15 protein-coding genes are annotated in these 22,220 nt (G+C 45.9%); 2 read left to right on the top strand and 13 right to left on the bottom strand.

Annotated features, from left to right (window positions below; translation table 11 throughout):
- Positions 1–5: 5 nt before the first annotated feature.
- The 4 genes from IKG78_RS05230 to rfbD all read right to left on the bottom strand — a co-directional run bounded on the left by IKG78_RS05230 (position 6) and on the right by rfbD (position 4,372).
- Positions 6–899, bottom strand: coding sequence for a TonB family protein (locus IKG78_RS05230; protein ID WP_290940391.1), 894 nt, complete (start codon positions 897–899; stop codon positions 6–8).
- Between the two features lie 74 nt (positions 900–973).
- Positions 974–2,098: a hypothetical protein gene (locus tag IKG78_RS05225; protein ID WP_290940389.1), complete on the bottom strand. Its 1,125-nt coding sequence runs from the start codon at positions 2,096–2,098 to the stop codon at positions 974–976.
- Between the two features lie 8 nt (positions 2,099–2,106).
- Positions 2,107–3,321 carry a hypothetical protein gene (locus tag IKG78_RS05220; RefSeq protein ID WP_290940387.1) on the bottom strand — a complete coding sequence of 405 codons (1,215 nt, stop codon included), beginning with the start codon at positions 3,319–3,321 and terminating at the stop codon, positions 2,107–2,109.
- A gap of 130 nt (positions 3,322–3,451) precedes the next feature.
- Entirely contained in the window at positions 3,452–4,372 is a 921-nt protein-coding gene (gene rfbD, locus IKG78_RS05215; protein WP_290940384.1) for a dTDP-4-dehydrorhamnose reductase, read from the bottom strand.
- Positions 4,373–4,588: 216 nt separating this feature from the next.
- On the opposite strand from rfbD, the gene IKG78_RS05210 reads away from it, so the two are divergent.
- Complete coding sequence (locus IKG78_RS05210) at positions 4,589–4,897, top strand: DUF4321 domain-containing protein (protein ID WP_290940381.1); 309 nt, start codon at positions 4,589–4,591, stop codon at positions 4,895–4,897.
- Positions 4,897–6,315: an Asp-tRNA(Asn)/Glu-tRNA(Gln) amidotransferase subunit GatA gene (gene gatA / locus IKG78_RS05205; protein WP_290940379.1), complete on the top strand. Its 1,419-nt coding sequence runs from the start codon at positions 4,897–4,899 to the stop codon at positions 6,313–6,315. Before IKG78_RS05210 ends, gatA begins: the two co-directional genes overlap by 1 nt.
- A gap of 178 nt (positions 6,316–6,493) precedes the next feature.
- Here gatA and IKG78_RS05200 read toward each other — a convergent pair whose 3' ends face one another.
- The 9 genes from IKG78_RS05200 to IKG78_RS05160 all read right to left on the bottom strand — a co-directional run bounded on the left by IKG78_RS05200 (position 6,494) and on the right by IKG78_RS05160 (position 22,076).
- Complete coding sequence (locus tag IKG78_RS05200; protein ID WP_290940376.1) at positions 6,494–7,690, bottom strand: expansin-like protein; 1,197 nt, start codon at positions 7,688–7,690, stop codon at positions 6,494–6,496.
- Positions 7,691–7,749: 59 nt separating this feature from the next.
- Positions 7,750–8,376 (bottom strand): hypothetical protein, encoded by a 627-nt coding sequence (locus tag IKG78_RS05195; protein ID WP_290940373.1) that lies wholly within the window; start codon positions 8,374–8,376, stop codon positions 7,750–7,752.
- A 148-nt stretch (positions 8,377–8,524) separates the two neighbouring features.
- On the bottom strand, positions 8,525–9,982 hold the full coding sequence (gene guaB, locus IKG78_RS05190) for an IMP dehydrogenase (RefSeq protein ID WP_290940370.1): 1,458 nt from the start codon (positions 9,980–9,982) through the stop codon (positions 8,525–8,527).
- A gap of 141 nt (positions 9,983–10,123) precedes the next feature.
- A complete protein-coding gene (locus IKG78_RS05185; protein ID WP_290940367.1) occupies positions 10,124–11,899 on the bottom strand; it encodes a hypothetical protein in 1,776 nt (591 codons plus the stop codon).
- Positions 11,900–12,103: 204 nt separating this feature from the next.
- Complete coding sequence (locus IKG78_RS05180; protein ID WP_290940364.1) at positions 12,104–14,167, bottom strand: FISUMP domain-containing protein; 2,064 nt, start codon at positions 14,165–14,167, stop codon at positions 12,104–12,106.
- 9 nt (positions 14,168–14,176) lie between these two features.
- On the bottom strand, positions 14,177–15,673 hold the full coding sequence (locus IKG78_RS05175) for a PEGA domain-containing protein (RefSeq protein ID WP_290940361.1): 1,497 nt from the start codon (positions 15,671–15,673) through the stop codon (positions 14,177–14,179).
- A 277-nt stretch (positions 15,674–15,950) separates the two neighbouring features.
- A complete protein-coding gene (locus IKG78_RS05170; protein ID WP_290940357.1) occupies positions 15,951–16,094 on the bottom strand; it encodes a hypothetical protein in 144 nt (47 codons plus the stop codon).
- A gap of 30 nt (positions 16,095–16,124) precedes the next feature.
- Positions 16,125–18,194 carry an alpha/beta hydrolase gene (locus tag IKG78_RS05165; protein ID WP_290940354.1) on the bottom strand — a complete coding sequence of 690 codons (2,070 nt, stop codon included), beginning with the start codon at positions 18,192–18,194 and terminating at the stop codon, positions 16,125–16,127.
- A gap of 30 nt (positions 18,195–18,224) precedes the next feature.
- Positions 18,225–22,076, bottom strand: coding sequence for a hypothetical protein (locus IKG78_RS05160; RefSeq protein WP_290940351.1), 3,852 nt, complete (start codon positions 22,074–22,076; stop codon positions 18,225–18,227).
- Positions 22,077–22,220 lie beyond the last annotated feature (144 nt).

Genomic DNA, 22,220 nt, shown 5'->3' with positions numbered 1-22,220 from the left:
ATTTTTCAATTTTCTGTCGGCGACAAAGGTTCTACAGAAGCACTTGACGCAGCCGAAGGTATCACTTCGTACAAAGAAATCGTGAATGTAAACGTTCCGCCTCTTTGCGTTTTCGGGAATCTCCAACGGCGAACAGCTTTCTTGACATCCTCATTAATTACTTTAAAGCCGCTTTTTTCTTCAATTGTCGATGATTTAATTTTGATATTTTCTACATCGCCGCTTGGAGCAATTTTCAACGACAAGACTATTTTAGCATTAAATTCGTTTGTTCGTGCAGTACGGGACTCCTTGCCGTACAAAGCCTTATTGCAAATATGGCGAAAGCCCGGCAAACGCTGACGGAATACATTCAAAAAATATTCAACATCAATGTCGTTATCCTTCCCTGCGACAACATCTTCCCCTGTCAATTCTTTGACAAGGCAACGAGGAACAGGCTGAGGCTGGTGAATTTCGCGAGGACCATCAGGAGCAATAATCTCACGCGGTGGCCGAACTCCATAAAGAGCTACTGCTCGACCCATATCTTCTTCGATAACACCGTACAAAGCCCGAATCATGCCAATTTCAGGCTTCATCTTGGCAACGCGAACCGCCTTTTTCAACAAGGAGTCCTTAGGTGTTTCTGCAACAGTTTCGCTATCCGAAGCTGACGATTCCGCAGCCTCGTTTTCTGATGCCAGAGTATCCGCAGTTGCAGAATCCTTCGCCAAAGGCACGACTTTTTCCAAAATTTGCGATTGGGAAACGTCCGCATTCTGCGACTGCACTGTCTTAATGTTGTTTAGCGCAACAGGTGCATCGGTCTTTTTTTCAGAATCACCGCACCCCGCCCACAATGCTGCCGCAGTCATGAGAGTCACTTTGCTAAGAAATTTGGTAAAGTTTTTTGCCATAACTTGCAGAACACCAAAAGTTGATCAAAAAAATGACTTACAGCACAAAAAGAAAAGAGCTCATTCCTTATAACCTAAAAGAAGCTTCCTTTGACCCCCACAGCAATTGTCCACTGTTGACCAACATCGCTCCAATCCGGAGCATTCCACTTTTTCATCGGTTTTTCGTCGTATTCATTCACGCTATTTGCACCACCCGCTTTATCATGAATCGGCAACGAGAATGCTAAGAAAACGGGAAAATCAGGATTCGAAAATTCGATACCATAGACAAGTGACAGAGACCATGCCTGATGGTCCGGATCCGGTTTCGGATTGTATTCTCCAACCTTTTCAGAAGCAATCCACGCAACGCCAAGCGGCACGGAGAAATTCATACCGAAACTTTGCACAATGCCAGAACGGCCGCGATATCCATAAGCAATAGAACCACCAATAGAAGGAGGTGTAAATGCACCAAGGTCATTTTCGCCATACGGTTTAAAACGATACTTGAAACGATCTCCGTCCTTATTCTTGATACTGCTCCAATAAGTGTCATTAAACTCGTTCTCTCCCGAGAACAAATGCATTGCAAACGGATGCGTATAACTCAAGCTATAAAGCCAAATTCCTTTATCAGTATCACGGCTATAGTCCCATCCAAGCGTAAGCGAATAAAGTCCACTGCCTTTTTGGAAACTGCTCGGAAGAATTTGCTTCGAGCCATCTGCGCCGCGTTTAATATCGTACTGCCCCGTCGGAATAGTTAGCGATGCAGAAAGAGATGCGGCACCACCACTACCGATAGTCTTCGAGAAATCAAACGAAATATCACCAAAACCACCCGTGCTGCGATCAACCGGAGACTGGTTACTGCGATACTGCACTTCTCCCCGGTGACTCGTAAACGGAAGAGAAATCCCGACTTTCGTATCCCATGTCGGCTTGATCGAAAAATGCGGATTTACCGAAAACGCAGAAAAATTCTGTCCGACATTGTACTTCGTAAAGACTTCCGCTTCCAAGTATCCACCAGAAACGCCTTGGCCAATCCACTTGATTCCATCGCCTGAACCGCCACCGGAACCTCCTGCTCCGCAACCGCCTATAGATTCCCACGGAGTCGAAGGAACAATCGGAGAACTAAAGCCTGCATAAAAAGCAACCGCAACAAGCGCGACAACAGCACAACCTTCAATCAAAAAATTCTTCTTCATGTCGAACCTCACGGAAGCTGAAGCAGATATGCATATTCATAGCCAGTCGATATGAATTTGCTATCAGGAGAACGTCCGCCAATCATAGGAATTGGAGCAATCTCGATATTTTCTCCAACCCATTCCACAGCAAGGTCTCTCGGAACGCCAGCCATCAAACGAATTTCACGCATCACAGTTCGACCAGCAGAACCATCCTGAACAGATTTCTCAGTCAAGTGTTTCTCGTTAAATATTGGCGAACCTTGCGGAAATTCAGCCCAAAGCACAAACAAACGATTGCCAAACTTAAACCAGTGCGGTTGCGCAGGTTCCGACATCATGTCCTTCGTACGAGGAACCTTAATCGCTTCGGCATCTTTGGAAAGCTCCTGAATGTATGTTTCCCACGTAACATTATTTTCATCCATCTGGTAAACCACAAACTTTCCGTCTGGAGAAATCAAAGGACTATCAATGCCCCAATCGCTACGATTTGCAGGTTTCTTGAGCTTAATAGACTTTCCCTTGCCACCATTGGAGTAATCAACAAACACAATATGCTGCGTTCCCTTTTTCGTTGCATCCTCATCGCCATCAACATACGTAAGTCGAACTTCATTCGTACCAAAAAATCCTTTGACCGTAGATGCATCGCCGTCTTTCTTGAGTTCAGCCAAAGGGTCAACCCACAAATGCGGAGTTGCAACTTCAATAATGCCCTTATCGTAAAACGAGAATTTTTTCTTGTCCGAAAGGCGAACCGCAAATACTCCATAATCCAAGACATCGCAACCCGAACCACCCTCAATATCGTGACCGCGCAAAGCAATAATGTAATCGGGATGAGTACTCCATTCCGGATCCTGAAACTGGCATTCACCTTTGGACAAATCACGCATCAAATACCATTTCACATTTTTCGCGGTATCACTGATTGTCAGTCGATCATGTTGGCGAACCTTCGAAATCGAAACCGTGTATTCAGAATCTGGAGATTTCACATCAAGATCTCCTTGGAAATTCAACCAAAGCATCGACGCCGGAAAATTCACCGTATCTTGAGATATGGACGGGTTACAGACTTGGTTATCCCCGTTTACAGTGTAAATCTTTCCTATTTCGGAACTGTTTTGGACTTTAGATTCATCATCCAAATATTCAGCCTCAAATGATTCGGGGCTATAGCAAGCCAAAAGCGTAAGGGACAGCAGTCCCTCCAGAGGTAAGTGCATCTTTTTCATTAATATGCAATATAAAAAAGAATTTGAGACAAGTTGAAAAACGATTAGGGAATAAACAAAAAATAAAAGCTAATAATGAAGAAATATTAAAATTAATCCCGGCTCTGAAAGCTGGGATGATAACACGAGATTAAACAACCACACCTATTTCCTTGAGGTAGCGAGCAAGGGCATCTTGCCATGTCGGAAGCGGCTTGAAACCGGCTTCCACGAGTTTGCTCTTGTCGAGGCGGCTATTGAACGGACGAGCAGCTTTTGAAAGACCATATTCCGCAGTCGTCACCGGCAGAACCTTCGTCGGGAGCCCCGCCTGCTTGTAAATTTCCTTGGTAAATTCGTACCAACTGATGAATCCGCCTTCATTTGTCGCATGGTAGTAGCCGTACTTTTCCGTTTCAATCATATCGACGAGGAGACGGCTCAAGTCAAGCGTGTAAGTCGGCGTTCCGATTTGGTCATAAACAACACGGACGGTATCGTGAGACTCGCCCACCTTGAGCATCGTCTTGATAAAGTTCTTACCGTTGAGGCCGAACACCCAGGCAATACGCACGATGAAATACTTTTCAAGCGTTCCACTTACAGCGAGTTCTCCCTTGAGCTTGGATTCGCCATAGACGTTGAGCGGTTCGTAATCCTTGCAATCCGGTTTCCACGGTGAAGTGCCACGACCGTTAAACACGTAGTCCGTGCTAATATAAACCATCTTCGCATCAATTTCTTTCGCGACGCGGGCAATATTTTCAGTACCTTCGGCGTTAATCGCAAAAACTTTAGCCTTTTTGTCTTCGTCTTCGGCCAAGTCCACCGCAGTCCAAGCGGCGCAATGCACAATCACATCCGGCTTTACGCACTTGATGGTTTCAGCCACGGTGGCTGCATTCGTAATATCCATCGACACATACGGCATCGTAGTTACAGCACTGCCATCGGCAACTCCAGAATAAGCAGGAGCAATATCACTACCGACACCTTCATAACCACGCTTTGCAAGTTCGTTCATCACATCGTGTCCCAGCTGACCACCAACACCAGTTACTAAAACTTTCATGTTAATACCTCTATGGTCGAAAGATAGTAAATCGTAAATGATTTAAGAGTTATTAAGACACATCGCAAACAGACCACACATTATTTGAAACCACGGAAATTCTTTTTTCCGAAAAAAATGATACAAATGACACTTTTGAACCTCTTGCAAAGCAGGTGGTTTTCGCTCCTAAATAACTATTTTTCTATATTCGTGCCCATGACTCACAAAAACTCAATGGCACGTGTCGTCCTTTTCATTTTTGTCGGCCTGATTTTAGGCGGCATCATGGGCGAAGCTCTCGGAGCTTTATTCGGCGAACTCGGAGTCCTCTTGAACGCTGGTGGCTACGATAACAGCGTCCACCATATTTTTACAGCGTCATGGGATCCTTGTATTGGTTTTTCTGGCGACACGCCGCAACCTGTCATCATCGACTTGTATTTGGTCAAATTTGCACTTGGGATTGGTTTTAAATTCAATCTCTTGAGTGCAGCAGGCATGATTTTAGCAATTTACATTATGAAATGGTCCGGAGAAAGATAATGCAGACTATTCAGGAACTTCAGGCTCAACTTGCAAACGGCAGCACCACTGCCGAAAAGCTCGCACAGGCTTCCCTCGAAAAAATTGAATCTACAAAGAATTTGAACGCCTACATCTCGGTGCTGAACGAACGCGCTCTCGAACGCGCTAAAGAAAGCGACAAGCGCCGCGCCGAAGGCAAATCTCTGGGCGCCCTCGATGGCATCCCGGTCGCCGTGAAGGACAACATGTGCTTGACCGGCACACGCACCACGGCCGCTTCCAAGATTCTCGACAACTTTGTTGCCCCTTACACCGCAACCGCATTAGAAAAGCTCGAAGCCGCAGGCGCCATCATCGTCGGCAAGACGAACATGGACGAATTTGCCATGGGTTCCAGCAACGAAACCTCTTACTACGGTCCGGTCAAGAATCCGCTGGACGAATCCCGCGTTCCAGGCGGTTCCTCGGGTGGTTCTGCAGTCGCCGTCGCCTCTGGCACGGTTCCTTGCGCACTCGGTTCTGATACGGGTGGATCTATCCGCCAGCCGGCAGCCTGCACAGGCGTTGTCGGTTTGAAGCCGACCTACGGCCGCGTTTCCCGTTACGGCCTCCTCGCCTACGCAAGCTCTCTCGACCAAATAGGTCCGTTCGGTGCAACCGTCCGCGATTGCGCAACGCTCCTCGGTGCTATTTGCGGCATTGACCCGCACGACAACACCACGAGCACCCGACCGACCGAAGACTTTACCGCAAAACTCGATGCTGGAGTCAAGGGCAAGGTCATCGGCGTTCCGAAGGAATACTTTGGCGAAGGTCTCGACGCAGAATGCAAGGCCGCCATCGAAAACATGCTTAAGAAGATGGAAGCCGAAGGCGCCACCATCAAGGAAGTGAGCCTCCCGCACATCAGCTACGCGGTGTCCAGCTACTACATCATCGCTACCGCCGAAGCAAGCTCCAACCTCAGCCGCTACGACGGCGTGCGTTACGGCTACCGCAGTGCCGAAGCTCGCAAGCTTTTCGACCTTTATGCCAAGTCCCGCAGCGAAGGATTCGGCAAGGAAGTGCAACGCCGCATCCTCCTCGGAAGCTACGTTCTTTCCGCTGGTTTTTACGACGCCTACTACGTACAAGCTCAAAAAGTCCGCCGTCTCATTACAGACGACTTCACCGAAGCCTTCAAGACTTGCGACGTGATTGCAAGCCCGACGATGCCGGGTCTCCCACTCAAGTGCGGCATGAACGAATCCGATCCGATGGCAGTCTATCTCTCCGACATCTACACCGTTAGCTTGAACCTCGCCGGTCTTCCGGGCGTGAGCGTTCCGTGCGGTATGGCAGGCGGACTCCCGGTTGGCCTCCAGTGGATTGGCAAGCCGTTCCAGGAAGCTGACTTGCTCGCAGTCGCCGAAGCTACAGAGCAATTGAACAAGTAAAAGTCGCATTTCGGAAGTCGCGCATTTCTTAATTGCCGCGACTCCCGTTGCGACTTTCGTTAAATTCTTGCAGAACGCAAAAAAACGACGCCCACCAAGGCGCCGTTTTTTTCATCCTGAATCGTCATCCCGGCCTTGTGCCGGGATCGGCTTACACATTTTCAATATAGATACGGTTTTAAAATTTCACACCAGCACGGTGTTCGTACAAATAAAGGTTCGCTTCTGGCACTGCAAGTTCCGAGCCTTTCAACATCCATTCGTCATCGGTTCCGCTGCGGTACGTCACAACGACGCTATATTGCTTTTCAGTCTGCAAAATTTCTTGCGGCACCGTCCAAAAGTTTTCCGTCCCGACGACCATCTCTAACGTATGAGCATCATCGCTGTCCACCCCGCGAATCACGATTTTCTTCACCATGTCCTTCGGGTTACGCACTTGAATAATGCTCCAGAATTTACTGGCCCCTTCCTTTACCCAAATAGACGTTGAATCGCCCCATACGCCTTCAACGCCTTCGCAGCTCACGAATTCCCATTCGCCGTAGTAACGCCCGACGGTGACTCCCATGATATCGCTTGCCGGAGCACCGCCCAAATCCACGCCACAGTTTGCATCTGGGCAACGATCCGTAATGCGCACAGTCACTTCTTTCCAGCCATCCGGCGTTTTAGCCTTCACGTGCACGCAACCGCCACAAGCAGCGCCGCCATCCCATGGCCCTTTATCATCACCCGGAGAAACGTTCACATGAATCGCAGCATAGTACTGGATATTAGTCTGTCCGTAATTGCAGGCGCCACCGAGACTCGTTTCTTTCGCGGTAACGCTCCCATAAGTCGTCACGGAACCTTTGCCGCCATTCTCGACAAGCGTCGGATCTGCCGCCGTATAGCTATCGCATTTCGTACAAACGCCATCATCCGACGAACCCGCAAGTTTTTCATTTGACGACGAAAGCGCCTCAACAGAAGAACTAGAAAGCATCGCAGAACTCGAAACAGCAGCCTTCGCGGAACTCGACAATTCTACAGCACGGCTACTCGACGATTCCGTAAGTTTTTCAGAGGAAGAATCCGCTAACCTTACAGAACTGCTCGAAGCCTCCGATTCCAATCCGCTACTCGCAGCAATTCTCGACGAACTGCTCAAAAGAACACTCGACGAACTTGCTACGTTTCCCGCAGAACTCGAATTTGCAACAACATTTGCAGAACTAAACGTTTCAACGTTTTTCGAAGACGACGAGGAATCGCCTGCCGCCATCGGCATTCCTACCGAGGATTCGCCACAAGCGACAAACGCAAACGGAACTGCAAGCAAACCTGCAAGCACCGCCGAAAACAACCAACTAAAACGAGACATATAATTCATAAAAGCTCTCTATTAATATATATCAAAAAACGCAGCCTAGCGAAGCTGCGTTTGCTTATTTAAAACTGCGCAATTGGAGTTTTGTTAATAATGTGCAAAATTAATTTTCGTAAAACATTCTGCCAATCATGTTCAATTACTTTTTGATCCGAACATTGGGATTCATCCAAATAACCATAATCTAACGGTTTCCCAGTTTTCACTTCGTAAAAAGCGTAAGATGCTGAAACATGCGCACAGTTATTCTTTATCATAGGACCAACCGTCGACATCATCGTTGTGCCAGCCCCCGCCCTTATGCCGATATCAGACGTCAACTGGATACTATCCAAAACCATATAAATATCAACACTATCAGACATGGTTTTCAGCACTGGAACACGAACTTTTTCACCATCTGCATCTTTTTCAGAGTAAGAAAGAAGATCCTTTGAAATTTTACTTACCTTGTATGGAACATTCGAATTGAACTTAAGCGTATTATCGATATTGCTCGAGAACCACTCCGCAAGTTTTCCTGATTCAGTCGCAAAATCCAAGACAATCGGTGCAGGTGCAGTGAACACCACCTGCATATTCGCGGGCTTCGCCGTCCACGACGGATCCTTGTGCTGCCTTGAATTCGAGCAACCGATAAAAGCCAAGCCAAACGCAGCCAAAATCAAGAAAGTATTTGCAAATTTCATTTCAACTCCTTATCAAATTTATTTGCTATAAATATAAAAATCCGGCACGCTTTTTGCGCACCGGGTTTTCATTTCTAAATAGTCAGCCCTTCGGCAGGCTCAGGGACCTTACAAGGTTGGTGAGCTTGCCGAACCACGCTCAGGGACGTTAGTCCCCAGTTCTGTAGTTCGGAGCTTCCTTCGTAATCGTCACGTCGTGCGGATGAGATTCGCGGAGGCCTGCACCCGTAATGCGGACAAACGTTGATTTCTTGTAAAGTTCTTCGAGGTTTGCAGCACCGGCATAACCCATAGCAGAATGGATACCGCCAATCAGCTGATACACGGTGTCGCGGAGCGGTCCTTTGTACGGAACGCGGCCTTCGATGCCTTCCGGAACAAACTTGCGCGGTTCCTGGACTCCGCCCTGGAAGTAACGGTCAGCAGAACCCGCCTGCATGGCACCGAGAGATCCCATGCCACGGTAGCTCTTGTAGCTACGACCATCAGCGAGAATCACTTCGCCCGGAGCTTCTTCCGTACCGGCAAACAGCGAACCCACCATCACAGCATGGCCGCCAGCAGCCAAAGCCTTGACGATATCGCCAGAGAACTTGAGACCACCGTCAGCGATAATCTTCACGCCGACCTTGCGAGCCATCTTGCCGCATTCCACGACAGCGGAGAACTGCGGATAACCGACACCCGCCACGATACGGGTCGTGCAAATAGAACCCGGACCGATACCCACCTTGACGATGTTCGCGCCACACTTGGCAAGTTCTTCGACAGCTTCCGGCGTGCAAACGTTACCAGCGCAAATCGTGAGTTTCGGATATTTCTTGCGAACCGTTTTCACCATGTTGCGAACGCCAATGTGGTGACCATGAGCCGTATCGATAATCAACAGGTCAACGCCAGCTTCCACGAGGGCAGCCACGCGGTCCATCGTATTTGCAGACGTGCTCACAGCAGCGCCGACGAGCAACTGGCCATTCTTGTCGAGGCTAGCGTTCGGGTTGTTTTCGCGCTTCAAGATGTCCGTCATCGTGATGAGGCCCTTCAACGCACCGGAAGCATCCACCAGCGGGAGCTTTTCAATACGCTTTTCGGCAAGAATTTCCTTCGCCTTCGCAAGGCTCACCTTCGGAGAAGCCGTCACCGGATCCTTCGTCATGATGGTGCTAATCTTCACGTTCATGTCGCTCACCGTGCGGAGGTCACGGCTCGTGAGCATACCCACGACCTTGCCCTTCGACAAAATCGGGAAACCGCTTACCTTGTTGCGAGCGCGAAGTTCAAAAGCAGCAGAAACCGGCTGGTCTGCATCAAGCGTCACCGGATTCGTCACGATACCGGACTGCCAGCGCTTGACCTTGCGAACTTCTTCAGCCTGGTCTTCAATAGACATGTTCTTGTGGATAATGCCGAGGCCACCCTGCAAAGCCAAGGAAATCGCAAGCGGAGCCGTCGTAACGGTATCCATAGCGGCACTGATTATAGGAATGTTCAATTTGATATTCGGAGCAAGTTGAGTGCTCACGTCCGTCTGGGACGGCAAAACAGAAGATTCAGCGGGAACGAGTAGGACGTCATCAAACGTCAAAGCTTCTGGCAAAAGTTTCATATAGTACCTCTTTTGCGCATTGAATATAGTAAAATTTGTAACTAGTTTCTAGTTATTTGTTACTAGAAATATGTAAAAAAGTGGTTATTGGTCAATAGTCATTGGACGTCCGGACTTTTAAAGTAAGCCGAGAAAGGGCTATTAAGGTTCCTTCACACAACGGATTGCAGCGCGATTTTTCTTTTCCAACGCCGAAATCGAAAACGTAAACCTCAAAGATTCATCATAGCTCCTCGGATGATGCCAAACATTAGCCGTTACAGCAAGACTATCGTTTTTCTCCGTCGAACTCCACCAGGTATTATACTCCCCCACATGAACTAAATTCAACTGAGAACCGTTTGCAGTCACTCCAGCAAGCTGTTTAGACAAATCATTCCATTCATCCTCAGTCGGAAGCCTCCAACCTTCGGGACATTTATCGGACTCCGCCCACGTAAGCGTAGTATCCTGCAAGTTGCTAATCATCCAATAAAGCCCAGCCGCCTTGCGGTACGCATAGCGCTTTCCATCGCGTTTATCTTCAAGCGTGTCCGTAAAAATCTCCCACTTTTGCGACTTGCAGACATAGCCGAACAAATCGGTATCTTCGAGTGAGCCTTCTTTTTCACTTGTACACAATCCTACTTTCCCTTCGACATCCAAAGCCTCGCGCCATTTTCCAAATTCGCAAACGTACAGACGAGGCGTTCTATCTGTTGTCTCTGTTTTAAAATAGTCCGTGCTATCGCATTTAATTCCATAAGTATTCGTCTCTAAAACAGACGAAGACAACCAGTGGATGCCCGTATGAGTTCTAGTGTCTTCCTTGCAAGTAAAATAACTACCAAATGGAGTTTTCGCGACCGTTCCCAAAATACTGTAAGCACACTTGCTAAGACCATATTCGCCCAACCAAAAGCCGTCAACTACACTTTCAAAATCGGGAAGGATTCCGCCCGACAAATTGCTCAAATCAAAGCCTGTCGTATATACACTTCTCCATCTCGTCATAGTCCTTCGAATAGATTCAATATCCGCAGGGATAACCACATCGCCCGACAAAATCGTCGTATTCAATCCGTAGGCTGCATTTGCAACCCTCATTCTAGTTGAATCATCATCCCATTTGCCGTCCTTCGCAAAATCTTCCGCAATAGTTTTAATCAATGATTCAACATAGTTTTCATTAAATGCGGAAAAAATAGCCGTAAGCCCCATCAACACTTTGTCTTCATCACGGTTTTCTATATCGCGAATCCCGTAAATATTCCACATTTCAGGGTCATCAAAATTTACATTATTGCCAGTTTCGTCTTTAGCCACAACATGAAACGCATCTAAAAGTTCTTCTTTGGCCTGTTTCTTGGCCTCCGCAAAAGAGAGCTTCTTATTCTTGACAAGTTCACGAACGCGTTCATATTCCAAAGTCGTAAACAGATTGACATTTATCGAATTATGGACATTCAAATCCGAAAGCGCGTATAAAGTAAGTTCTTTTTCAGAAAGTCGCCCAGATCTCGCTTCGAGATATTTTCCCGACACCGAAATCTGTGCTATATTCGATTTCAAGGAATCAACCTGGATTGAGTAACCGCCATAGCCATCCCCCACCAAGCCCGTAAAAACCTGCTCCGTAGATTCCAAAGTAGATTCATCCAATACGGTCAACTTTACAACAGAACTGTCCACATAAGGGCCATTTTGAGCCAGACCATAAACCGTCTTGGAAAGCCCTGCTTGATTAACATTCGATACGTTGCTGCTGGAGTTGCCGTTAGATTCAGCGACACTTGACAAATTACCGTTCAAATTTTTTGCATTCTGAGAATCTGGGGCCGCAACGGAGCCATCGCTAGCACACCCCACTAAAAAAAACGCCGCCATGAGCAAAACGCCCAAAGCATTCTCCGCGCCTACGCAACAATCTAATTTCATAGAATCCTCCTTTATAATTTATTAAACGACATTAAAAAATTGTCGTTTTACAAAATATATAAATTAAGGAGAAAAATAGAACCCCTACAAGCTCATTTCAAAGGAAGCGTATGACGATTTTGTTGCATACGTTGCATATAGCGGACGCTCAAAACATCCACTAGAGGCAACACATGAGAAGAACCAAAGACGTTGACAACATCTCTAATCCTTTACGCAGCGGACAGTTTTTGCAAACGATGTCTTCGAATCATAATAATAATCTTCATTCGACTTATTGTTGGCCCAGACGACAAAATGAGCAACATACTCATCACCATCGGAAGTCCAATAAGTAGCCGATTCATTATCGAATTCAGCGCACTGATATTTCACCAATTCTTTTTCTGTGGAACCGTCCGGAGTAATACCGGCAACAAGTTCGCCCATCTTATAAACCGGGATATATTCGTCAACAGTGTAAGATTCCAACGCCATTTCGTTTCTCCTATTATTGGGAGCCTGCGTAAGGTCGATACCATCAAAATCGGCGTAGTACCCATAGCCTTCGTGACCAACAAGCGACCAGCCTCCCTGAATATCATGGAAAGTAAGCGTAGGCCACTTGACCTGGAAGAAAAATGTTCCACCAGAAGCGGGAATGTTGCCGTTAATAAAGATAGGCAGATAAGTTTGCCCCGTATAGTCGTCCTCTAAATATTGAACCATAGCAATTTGCGGCGCAGAAATCGACTGACCGGAACTATTGAATGCACTCTTTATGTCACAATCCGGAAGTTCCGAAAAACGACTGCCTCGACTACCTATATACAAACGCAATTCTAAATCCGTATAATCAACATCGTCGTTGTTGACAACTTTAATGAAAAATTCCCCGCACTCTTTATAATTGGATGAGGATTTGCATCTCGTTTCATCCTGATAAGCCGAAGGCTTAACCGACACTTCAATTTTCGCCTTGGGAGCATACACATTCTTGAGTTGACAAGACGCACCAAGCATATCCCCAGCCATTTCTTTTCCAATATCCGTAGAGAAGAATTTTTCCCATTCTTCTACAGATGGCAAATGCCAGCCCGAAGGGCACACTATTTTAGCATCATCCCAAGTATAAAGTCGTCCATACTCACTGCAGTTTCCATCTAAATTATCAAAACAGAAGCTACCGCCCATTTCAAAATTCAAATTTTGGGCCATCCAAGTCTGTTTGCCAATAGCCACAGTCGAATAAGTCTGACTGTCACGGGAATCCTTAAGGGGGTCAGCGTTAACCAATTCTCCTTGTTTCATGCTCGAAGATGATTTCGCCGTTGACGATTTCGCAGAAGATGAAGATTTTTTAGTTGTCTGCGCAGACGATTTAGCGGTTGATTGAGAACCTGATTCCCCATCGACTTCCTTCACGCAGCGCACGGCAAGTTTCCACTGCTCGTGGCAAGGTCCGGCCTGACGGAACGAATTACTCTCTGAAGTGACGGATACGCATTTCCGGTAACCTTTGCCGTCCGTTTCAGCATTGGTCCAAAAATAGGCGGCCTTTCCATATTCGTTCAGGGATTCATCCCCACCCAGATACCCACTATACGTGTCTTTCCCGTATGTGCTACTCTGGTACGCTGAAGAATTGTAGTATTCCTTCCATTCTTCAGTGCTAGGCAATCGCCAACCATCAATACACAGATTATCGAGACGGGTTCCGGGATACAGGAATCCAGTCTTTTCACATGTCTCTATGCTTGACTTCGGACAATGGACATTAGTCGCATTATCATGAGAATGATAAAACTCAAATCCCAGATTGCGATTCATCCAGTAAAGGTTACCCACCTTAACGACTTCGTATGTCTGGTCATTGCGCTGGTCCGTCAAGGTCTGCCCATCAAATACAAACCTTCCACTTGTTTTACCAAAGGCATATTCATCTTCGAATTGCTGGTAATAATCGGTACAAGCTGTAAGGAGGAACGCAATGGATCCTATCGTCGCTACGCTCCTCCAGGATGACAACACATTGAAAACGCGCCTCCAGGATGACAAAATCCTGGTTAGAGATTGCCACGCCCTCACTTCGACTTCGCTCAGTGACCTTGGGCTCGCAATGACACAAACTCTTTCGCCTCTCGTCTCAAGCCTCACACCCTTAGCCTCTAATCTTTCGTCTTTGACGCCTTCAGCGTCAGACAGTAAGGCTCGGTCATGAAAACAAGTAAACTTATTTTCGCGACTCTCGCCTCTTTCGTCTTTCGTCTTTTGTCTATCATCTAACATACACCCCTCCTAGAACACGAACGTCAGACCAAAGCCGACAAGTCCAATACCACCAAATAGCAAGCCAAATCTGCGGAACCACTCGTGGTTATCTATATCATCGAGACGCGCCTCATAATCCTTTTTGTTGTCAGGAGCCTCATTCGCTAGGTTCTTCATCTTGATGATTCCGTATAGGGCGGCACCAAAGCCGAGTGCAGAAACGACACCGCTTGTAATCCGGAGTCCCATACGCACGCCGCTCTTGGGCTGTTCCACATTCGCGGGGATGCTTTCACCGATTTGCGAGCCATCGGTATTTAACTTATCTACAGCAATATTTTCGGCATTCGGAGCGGGTTCCACAAAGTCAAATGAAACGACCTGTCCTTGAACAAGTTCTACATCAACAGGATACACTTCATTACCGTTCATACTTTCCACAGACAACTTAGCACAAAGGGGAATACTGCCAGAAAACGGAGTTTTTCCAACTATCGTTCCATTTGACAACAAATTATAAGTACGGGATTCACCCGAAGCAGAATGCGCCGTGAGCGAAAGCCCTGTATTCAGCGGTTTAAAAGACTCTTTAAACGTTTCTATTTTATCTTTAACCATTCCGACCTGGAACGAGATTGGGCTATAGCAGCGATGGCCTATAGAAACAGCATGAGTACCCGGATCCATCAGCACTTTGTCCGAACCCTTGACAAGCTTACCATCGACCTTTATTTCCAGTTCATCATAAGTTCCGCCCAACGGGAAATCCAAATCCAGCTGAACAGTCCCGTAGCGAGGCACGAGGTCTAGCGATACCGTCTGTCCATTCTGATTCACTTTAAAAACGCCTTCGGCATCTTCGTGATGTTCGAGGACCGCCACAATGCGGTGTTCGCCCGCTTCCACAAGAATCTGACACGGAGTCGAAGTGCAGCTCGGAACAGGTCGTCCATCAACACTCAGCGCCGCCCCCTGCGGATTCGTTGAAACTTGTAAGACAAAGGACTGGTTTTCAAGCCCGTCCATTCCCGTCCGCACAATGCCCGTTGTTCCACCACGAGCCTTTCTGAAAAATTCAGGTCCCTTTTCTTGGATAACGTTCATCAAGGCGTTCACATCAGCACCAAGACCGTTGAAACTAGCGAGCAACTTGCTGCCAGCCGTCTCATAAATTTCGGCACTGATGGAGAGATTGTCCCCCACCTTGCCCACTCGCGCCTGTGCCACGTAGTCGGCGGCGATATTCTTGCCCGTCTCGGCAAGGCAACTTCCTTCGCAATCTTCGATAGCCTTGCCCGGAGGGAGCATCATCATGATGTTCTCGCGAGTCATAATGGTAAAGTTCAGCTCGGCAGGGAGTTCCCGCACAGCCTGTTCACGAAGCATATTCGTAAGGAACTGGCGCTCCGTAAGAGACAGCTGATCATTGCCGTCAGACATCGTTTCGAGAACCGCGACAAACTTCGCGAAAGAAATCCCCGATAAAAGAAAAACTGTAAATAACAGGTACGCGAATCGTTTCATAACCGCAACGCTCCTTTTCCCTATAAATAAGTTTTTTTTGAGAAAAAAACAATTATTATACCTTGGAGTATAGCGATTCAAGCGTAAAAAAGACTTGAAGCATCAGCGATAAGAAAGAGAAATGCGCGGATTCCCACCCCAATCCCCTTCGGCTCTCAGGTCGAGGATGACGAAGGACGCTAGAGTCGAGGGTGAAGAAGCAAACCAGAATCGGGAATGACGAAGGAAGCTAGAGTCGAGGAATGACGATTAAATCAACTTCCAGTATTTATTCTAATTACTGGAACGTGCAGCCTTCGCATGTTTCAACAGGAATTTCGCTACTACTTCCCAAGAGATTCACTTGTTGGTTTATAATATGCACCTCCATCGCAGGGGCGACATATTCCTTTTTCTTTTCTTGCTCATTTCCGCTTATCATAGTCTCATTCCTTTTTAAACACGCCCCTCTCTAATTACTCTTTTTCCCATAGTACGCGCCTTTCGCATTACGGGATTCATTACCTACGACGCGACCCTTGAGGTCATAAGAGCGGTCCACAGAGCGCAACGCCTTGAACTCGCCGGTACGTGTATTGAACCGCCCGACAACAGTCCTAGACTCATGACCATATCCGTCATTATCGACAATCACGACGTCCATATTCGTCGGGAGATTTTCAGACGAGATATTATCAAGAATTTTTGACAAACCCAAGACCGCCGCCGCTTTTTGGCTGTAAAGCAGATAGCTACGGAGCAAGCCAACAGAAGCATTTTTACCAGCTTTTGCAAATTTACCGACTTTGATCCGGTCGTATTCTGTAGCAGAATAGCCGTAAGCATAGCCTAATTCAGGGTGGCCTTCGTACCAAACCTTCGCAGCAAGCGTCCCGCGGAAAATCCAGTTGCCAACGACAGTATCAGCCGAGGCTTTCGTCTTTTCGACCCGCACCGCATTGCTAAACGAAAGTGAATTATCCTTCAATTGTACAATATACGGAGTATAGGCAAATAGCTTGTTGGGTATAGAATTGCACTTTTCCGTAACATTGGTTGCCATTTTCTCTTTTTGGTCGGCACTCAACCCCATATCATCATCAATATCCTCAAGAAGAGCCGGAAGATCGCACCAAACACGTTCTATCCAAACTTCATTTACACCTGCAGCATTGGGTTTCACGCCAACAAACCTCAAGAACTGCTTTGCTCCATAAACATTGATAGAGTCCACGCAGAAAGGCAACGTGACGGTAGATAAGCCAGACAGGCTAAATTCCCTATCAAAAACGACATCTTCCACATCGAAGTTCTCGCTAACCTTGACGGAATCGGTTCCATCATAATCCCCGTCAACAACAGCATGATACTTTCCATTGTCATCTTCGCTTATAGTGATTGCAGCAGTGGTATAGACAATCTTATTTTCAGTAGCAAGTTTATACAAGAAATTAAAAGCTCTAGTTTGGACTTCTTCTGTATAATCTTCTTTGTTGTAAAATTCATGCATTGCATTTTCAACAAAATAAGTCGCAGGTCTAGCTCTCTTACCGTTATTGACAGTCAATGCAGAATCAATGACATAGCTACCATAAAGTGTCGGAGTTTCGATATTAATTGACAACCTTTCCGCAAAAGCTTTAGGAAGTGCATCCGTCACCGAATAAGATTGCAACGGGCGGCCCGTCTTGAACAGAACAGTCTGATCTTTGCCTCCATGGGCAAGGAAAACCGGAGTCCTGTTGTACTTGATAACCTTCGGGTCATGAATGGCACCCCACAAGAGCACTCCGCCATTGGCATGGGCATCAACATCTTGTTCGCCAAAATCGTTCAATTCACCAAGATTCGGGACATTTTTGTATTCCATATAGCTCGGGAAATCGTCCTTGCTGTTTGCATATATATTTTCCATGGCAAGGATTGCACCGGAACTGTTTCCGAGAACGTAAATCCGTTTCGGGTCAATGCCATAATCCTCTGCATGTTTACGCATGTAACGGACGGCGGCATTGATATCTTGCACACCTCGATAGACGGCACGGGCGTAATCAGCACTATCAACTTTTAATTCTTGACTTGAACCTTTTTTCAATAGAGTCTGTAAAGAAAATGTTCCCGAAAGCGACACGCCAAGGCGATAACCCATAGATACGGTAACGAAACCGCGTGCAGCCAAAGAATCACAATAAGCAACCGATTTTTGCGTCGTACTCTTAGAGCCGCTAATCATCGCCCCCCCATGAGCAACGATGACGGCGGCACGCTTTGTAGCCACATCTCCTTTCGGAGTGTAGATGTCCATTTTCAAATCAACCTGTTTCGTATCGGTTTCATTAGCGTAAAAATAGACGTTTTGACTACCATAAGTCTTTATCGTTTGTGCAAGCGAATGCAGTGTTTTCAACTGCGGAACATTCGTCGCAAAAACCACATCCGAAGTTTTTTCAACTTCGAACATGCGGTCCTTGTAACGGATAGATTCCGCAGCATATAATACCGCCGCCTGCGCAAGTGCAAGTATAAGGGTAAGTTTTTTCATGTTCTAGTACAAATTCTATCCACGGGTCGGTCAGTTTTCACGGAAAAGAATCCATTCACTGGAACTTTCGCTATAAGAATAAACGTCAAATCCAAATACGCAGAGCTTTTCATGATTCAGATCAAACGCATCGCAATATTCTTCTGCAGTTTCTGCTTTCTTATAATAACCTTGTTCTGTATTTACGTAGTATTCCGTTTGTTCGTAATACTTAAGAGTAGGCTCGCGTATATTACCTTCATGTTTGACAAATTCACAGGCGGAACCTGTAGAATTGTCTTCGCAATATTTTGCCACAGATTGCCATGCGCTATCCAATTTGACGAAAGACTCGGTACCGACATGGCAGATTTTCTTGCCGGTTTCCGTTTGGCATTTAGGACTTCCGCTTTTGCTACAGTGAGACATACTAGAAGAACTAGACGGATTGTCAAAATACCCACCGTAAATCAGATTTTCACCATTAGTTTCGCAGTACTCATCAGAAGTAATCCACTGATACATGGACGATTCATCCTTGTACGCACAGACATAGATTACGCTTTCTTTGGTAACAGTTGTACCTTCGTTATCTCTGTAGCAAATCTGGTTGAGAGCAATGTCTGTGGAGGCGTCAACCCACTTACCATAGTCATTTACGACTTCTTTAGCTATAGAGCACTTGAAACTGTGGCTTTTACCATCCATGAGGGTTTCGCTCTTAATGTCTTTAATATTTTTAGTATCACCTTCATCGGTATCGCACTTACCAAGCTTGGCGTTAAGGTACTTATTTTCATCAATTTCTAGCCAATCTGTGGAGGAAGAACTTGCGGGGATTCCTTCTGCGTCACCATTACCAAGACATCCATAGTATGCGTCACCGACTATAGCGACATCTTTTTCTTTCATTCGATTTCTTGTGCAAATTCCAAGCGTTGCGTTTTCATCCAAATCGCTTGCTTTAACCCAAGAGTATCCGCTGGAAGAAACTCCAGAAATGTAGTTACACTTGTATTTTTTCCCTCCGTAAACTGCTACTTTGGTTTGATTTTTCATCTTATCTTCGTCGCATTCGCCATAGATATCCTCAAAGGTAGGTTCGTGCCAATCATTTCTCTTGGCACTAGCGACAAACGTCTTCGGAGTTTCGCCACTCTTTAACGTTACGTTGACTTCAAAGGCGATGCCGTCGGCGTAGCCACTAGCTTGCTTGTAATCACCATAATTACACAGGATATTAATCAATTTCTGTTTTTCATCACCTGTCGCTGAAGCAATTGCACTCTGCACGATTTCTACAGAAACAGGCACACAGTAGATGTTGACCCAATCGTTACAAGCGTAAATTATATTATCCTTATAACCATTCAAGAACAAGAGGGCGCTGTTTCTTGTGCTTTCGTTGGTGAAATTACCGTAGTACACCCATTCCTTGGCCCCGCTAGCAGTATTGTTTCTCGCATAGGTAGAACCGTGGTAGTTACACTTTTCGTTGAAGGTCGATTCGCCGAGGTCTTCGTCTTCAAGCTTCTGCACTGTAGCCTTGACGCGGTCACCCACGCAATATTCATCAACAGTCGTTTCACGCCATTCATGGGTATGGTTACCGTCGTTGTCTGTATATTCAGAATTTTCTTCACAAACATATTCATAACCGGATCCAGTAACCACTTTTTTATCGACATAGCCATAATGGCAAGCCTTTTCATTATACACGTCTTGCCAATCAGCAGCGATCCATTCGTATTTTTTATCGTTATCAAGGTAATCGCACTTATAATATGCGGTACCAACTTCTGCCTTGACTTCGCCCTTTTCCATCGTAGTTTTTGAACATATTCCAAATTTCTCATCATGATAATCTTTCTTTCTCCATTTGGAGCCATCACATACAAGGGTTATTTTGCTCGTTGTCGTGGCTAGTTCCGCATTTTTGTAGTCGAACAGTTTTTCTTTGCCTTCGTTTACTGTAGCGCTGCATTCACCGAGGTAAAGCTTAAAAGACGGATCATTTGCAAGTTCTTCTGGAGTCTTGCCACTTGCAGCGCTAGAAGAGGATGCAACAGAGCTCGAAGAGCTCGGAATACCAGGCACAAGATCATCGCAAGTAGAAGAAGCTGATAGATTACATTCGCACTCATACTCTTGAATTTCCCTGTCAATGAACGCCGATCCCTTATCTCCTTTATTACGGCCCAAGCATACATTTTCAGGATCTTTCCAGTAGCATTTTCCATTGTCGCATACACAAACGGCATTATCATCAAGACCTTCAAAGCTATAGAAGAAGGTCGAATTAACAGCGTCAGCATCGCAAACTTTTTCCACCGTTGCAGCGCCTGCAGCCCAAAGTGTTACAGGATACCAAACTTGATCGTTTTCGATATATTCAAAGTAATGGAAATATCCCCCTTTGACATCAGACTTATATACCTTGCTGCTATAGCCAGACGGATCATTGAAAACCGTTGCGTCTTCGACTTTAAGCTTATAGGCTTCCACAAATCCATTCTGCAAAATCTTGTAATAGACGGCATCCGAACCACTCCAGACATTCGTTTCAGCAGTGTTGTCGCCATGCTGCATTTGGTTCCACTTGAAGAAGTTCGCGTCGATAAGCAAAGCGAGGTAATCAACAAAGAACATGCTGTGTTCCTTGCCTGCGTAAGTCGTATTGACGGCGGTGTTAAAGTTGCCGTTTTCGGCAAAGACATTGCGGAAAGCGTTATAGACCGAGTTAAAACCCGGAGTCTTGTCCTTTTGGTCAATGAGGGCCATTACCCACACGATGCTGTTGAAGTATTCGGCCAAGCCAACCTCATTCGGAACAAAGTGTTCGAAAGCAGGATAATCATCGACCCCCTCATGTTCCAAGTAAAGGGCATCGGCGAGTTCCTGGTTGGCCTTCTTATTTGCAGTTGCAAAGTCCGTTTTTCCGAGGCCTTCATCGACCAAGTTCTTTACACGGGCAGCCTTGTAGTCGGTCAAGAAGTCGATAACAATCGTATCAGAAGTTTCAGAAAAGTCTGCATAAGCATTGTAAATGATATTCGTGAAACGTTTGCCTTTTGCAGCTTTAGACTGTTTCAAAATGAGGTTCGTACGGAGTTGAACAATCGATGACGTTAGATTCGTTATGTCAAGGTCACCTTCAAGGCGGGCAATCTTGTATTCCACCGTTTTTTTGTTCGATTCTTCAATCGTCACAAAAGACTTATCATCAGAAGCAAACAAGTCCTTCAAAAACATCTTGCCAGTCGCATTGAGATTTTCATCAAGTTCCATCACGGTAAGTTCTGCATTTTCACCGCTCTTGAAGTTTTTCCAGAGTTCTTCGAAAGTTTCTTGGGAGTTTGTTTCCTTAGTGGTCCGCACCGGGAAACGCACAACAACGTGCTTCTTATAGACATTAGCAAGATTCTTATTTTCTTCAGTAAATGGAATTTTCATTTCGGTCTGAGCATCGCCACACCGGATAGTCACCTTGATAACAGCTTCCTCATAATTGCGAGTCGTATCAACAACTTGGCACCCCTTGTCTTCAATTTGCTCTTGAATGGCATCCATGTCGGCATCCTTGCCATTATTGACCACGCCAATGGTTTCCCCATCGCAGACAATGGCGATTCCATCCCCATCCACTAAATCTTCAGAGTGGCACTTATGATTCTTGTTTTGCATAGCCACCCATTCATTATCCGTACACACGTACATCGTGGCTTCTTTTTTCACAAAAACCATAACGCCATTCGTTTCCTCGGTACATTTGTCAGTCAAAGCATCAATCGTGGAAAATGTATTAACTGCTTCATCGGAAAAGAGGAAATCTTCAGCACAGCCAAAGAGGCAAAGAACCATCATGATAGAAAAAACGCATATTTTTGCATTCTGGAATTTCATATCAAACATCCTTCGTTATTTTAAATTGATGCGAAATATAGTTTTTTTTTGAAAATGTTTTCTTTTTTTTTACTTTTTTAATTCAAAAAAAAATAGCCCCATGGACTATTTTCGTTTAATATTGCCTCTAACGCTTTTGGGCTA

Origin of the sequence: Fibrobacter sp., assembly GCF_017545445.1 — a bacterium.
In the GTDB taxonomy this organism is placed as follows: domain Bacteria; phylum Fibrobacterota; class Fibrobacteria; order Fibrobacterales; family Fibrobacteraceae; genus Fibrobacter.
Note: the sequence above shows the minus strand (reverse complement) of the source record. Positions and strands in the feature narration are given on the sequence as shown.

What these genes read in the sequence shown, in the direction of transcription:
- IKG78_RS05210 (WP_290940381.1), top strand. Translation starts at nt 4,589, where the DNA reads ATGGCACGTGTCGTCCTTTTCATTTTTGTCGGCCTGATTTTAGGCGGC.
- IKG78_RS05195 (WP_290940373.1), bottom strand. Translation starts at nt 8,376, where the DNA reads ATGAAATTTGCAAATACTTTCTTGATTTTGGCTGCGTTTGGCTTGGCT.
- gatA (WP_290940379.1), top strand. Translation starts at nt 4,897, where the DNA reads ATGCAGACTATTCAGGAACTTCAGGCTCAACTTGCAAACGGCAGCACC.
- IKG78_RS05200 (WP_290940376.1), bottom strand. Translation starts at nt 7,690, where the DNA reads ATGAATTATATGTCTCGTTTTAGTTGGTTGTTTTCGGCGGTGCTTGCA.
- IKG78_RS05175 (WP_290940361.1), bottom strand. Translation starts at nt 15,673, where the DNA reads ATGAAACGATTCGCGTACCTGTTATTTACAGTTTTTCTTTTATCGGGG.
- IKG78_RS05180 (WP_290940364.1), bottom strand. Translation starts at nt 14,167, where the DNA reads ATGTTAGATGATAGACAAAAGACGAAAGACGAAAGAGGCGAGAGTCGC.
- IKG78_RS05230 (WP_290940391.1), bottom strand. Translation starts at nt 899, where the DNA reads ATGGCAAAAAACTTTACCAAATTTCTTAGCAAAGTGACTCTCATGACT.
- IKG78_RS05225 (WP_290940389.1), bottom strand. Translation starts at nt 2,098, where the DNA reads ATGAAGAAGAATTTTTTGATTGAAGGTTGTGCTGTTGTCGCGCTTGTT.
- IKG78_RS05185 (WP_290940367.1), bottom strand. Translation starts at nt 11,899, where the DNA reads ATGAAATTAGATTGTTGCGTAGGCGCGGAGAATGCTTTGGGCGTTTTG.
- IKG78_RS05220 (WP_290940387.1), bottom strand. Translation starts at nt 3,321, where the DNA reads ATGAAAAAGATGCACTTACCTCTGGAGGGACTGCTGTCCCTTACGCTT.
- IKG78_RS05165 (WP_290940354.1), bottom strand. Translation starts at nt 18,194, where the DNA reads ATGAAAAAACTTACCCTTATACTTGCACTTGCGCAGGCGGCGGTATTA.
- guaB (WP_290940370.1), bottom strand. Translation starts at nt 9,982, where the DNA reads ATGAAACTTTTGCCAGAAGCTTTGACGTTTGATGACGTCCTACTCGTT.
- IKG78_RS05170 (WP_290940357.1), bottom strand. Translation starts at nt 16,094, where the DNA reads ATGATAAGCGGAAATGAGCAAGAAAAGAAAAAGGAATATGTCGCCCCT.
- IKG78_RS05160 (WP_290940351.1), bottom strand. Translation starts at nt 22,076, where the DNA reads ATGAAATTCCAGAATGCAAAAATATGCGTTTTTTCTATCATGATGGTT.
- rfbD (WP_290940384.1), bottom strand. Translation starts at nt 4,372, where the DNA reads ATGAAAGTTTTAGTAACTGGTGTTGGTGGTCAGCTGGGACACGATGTG.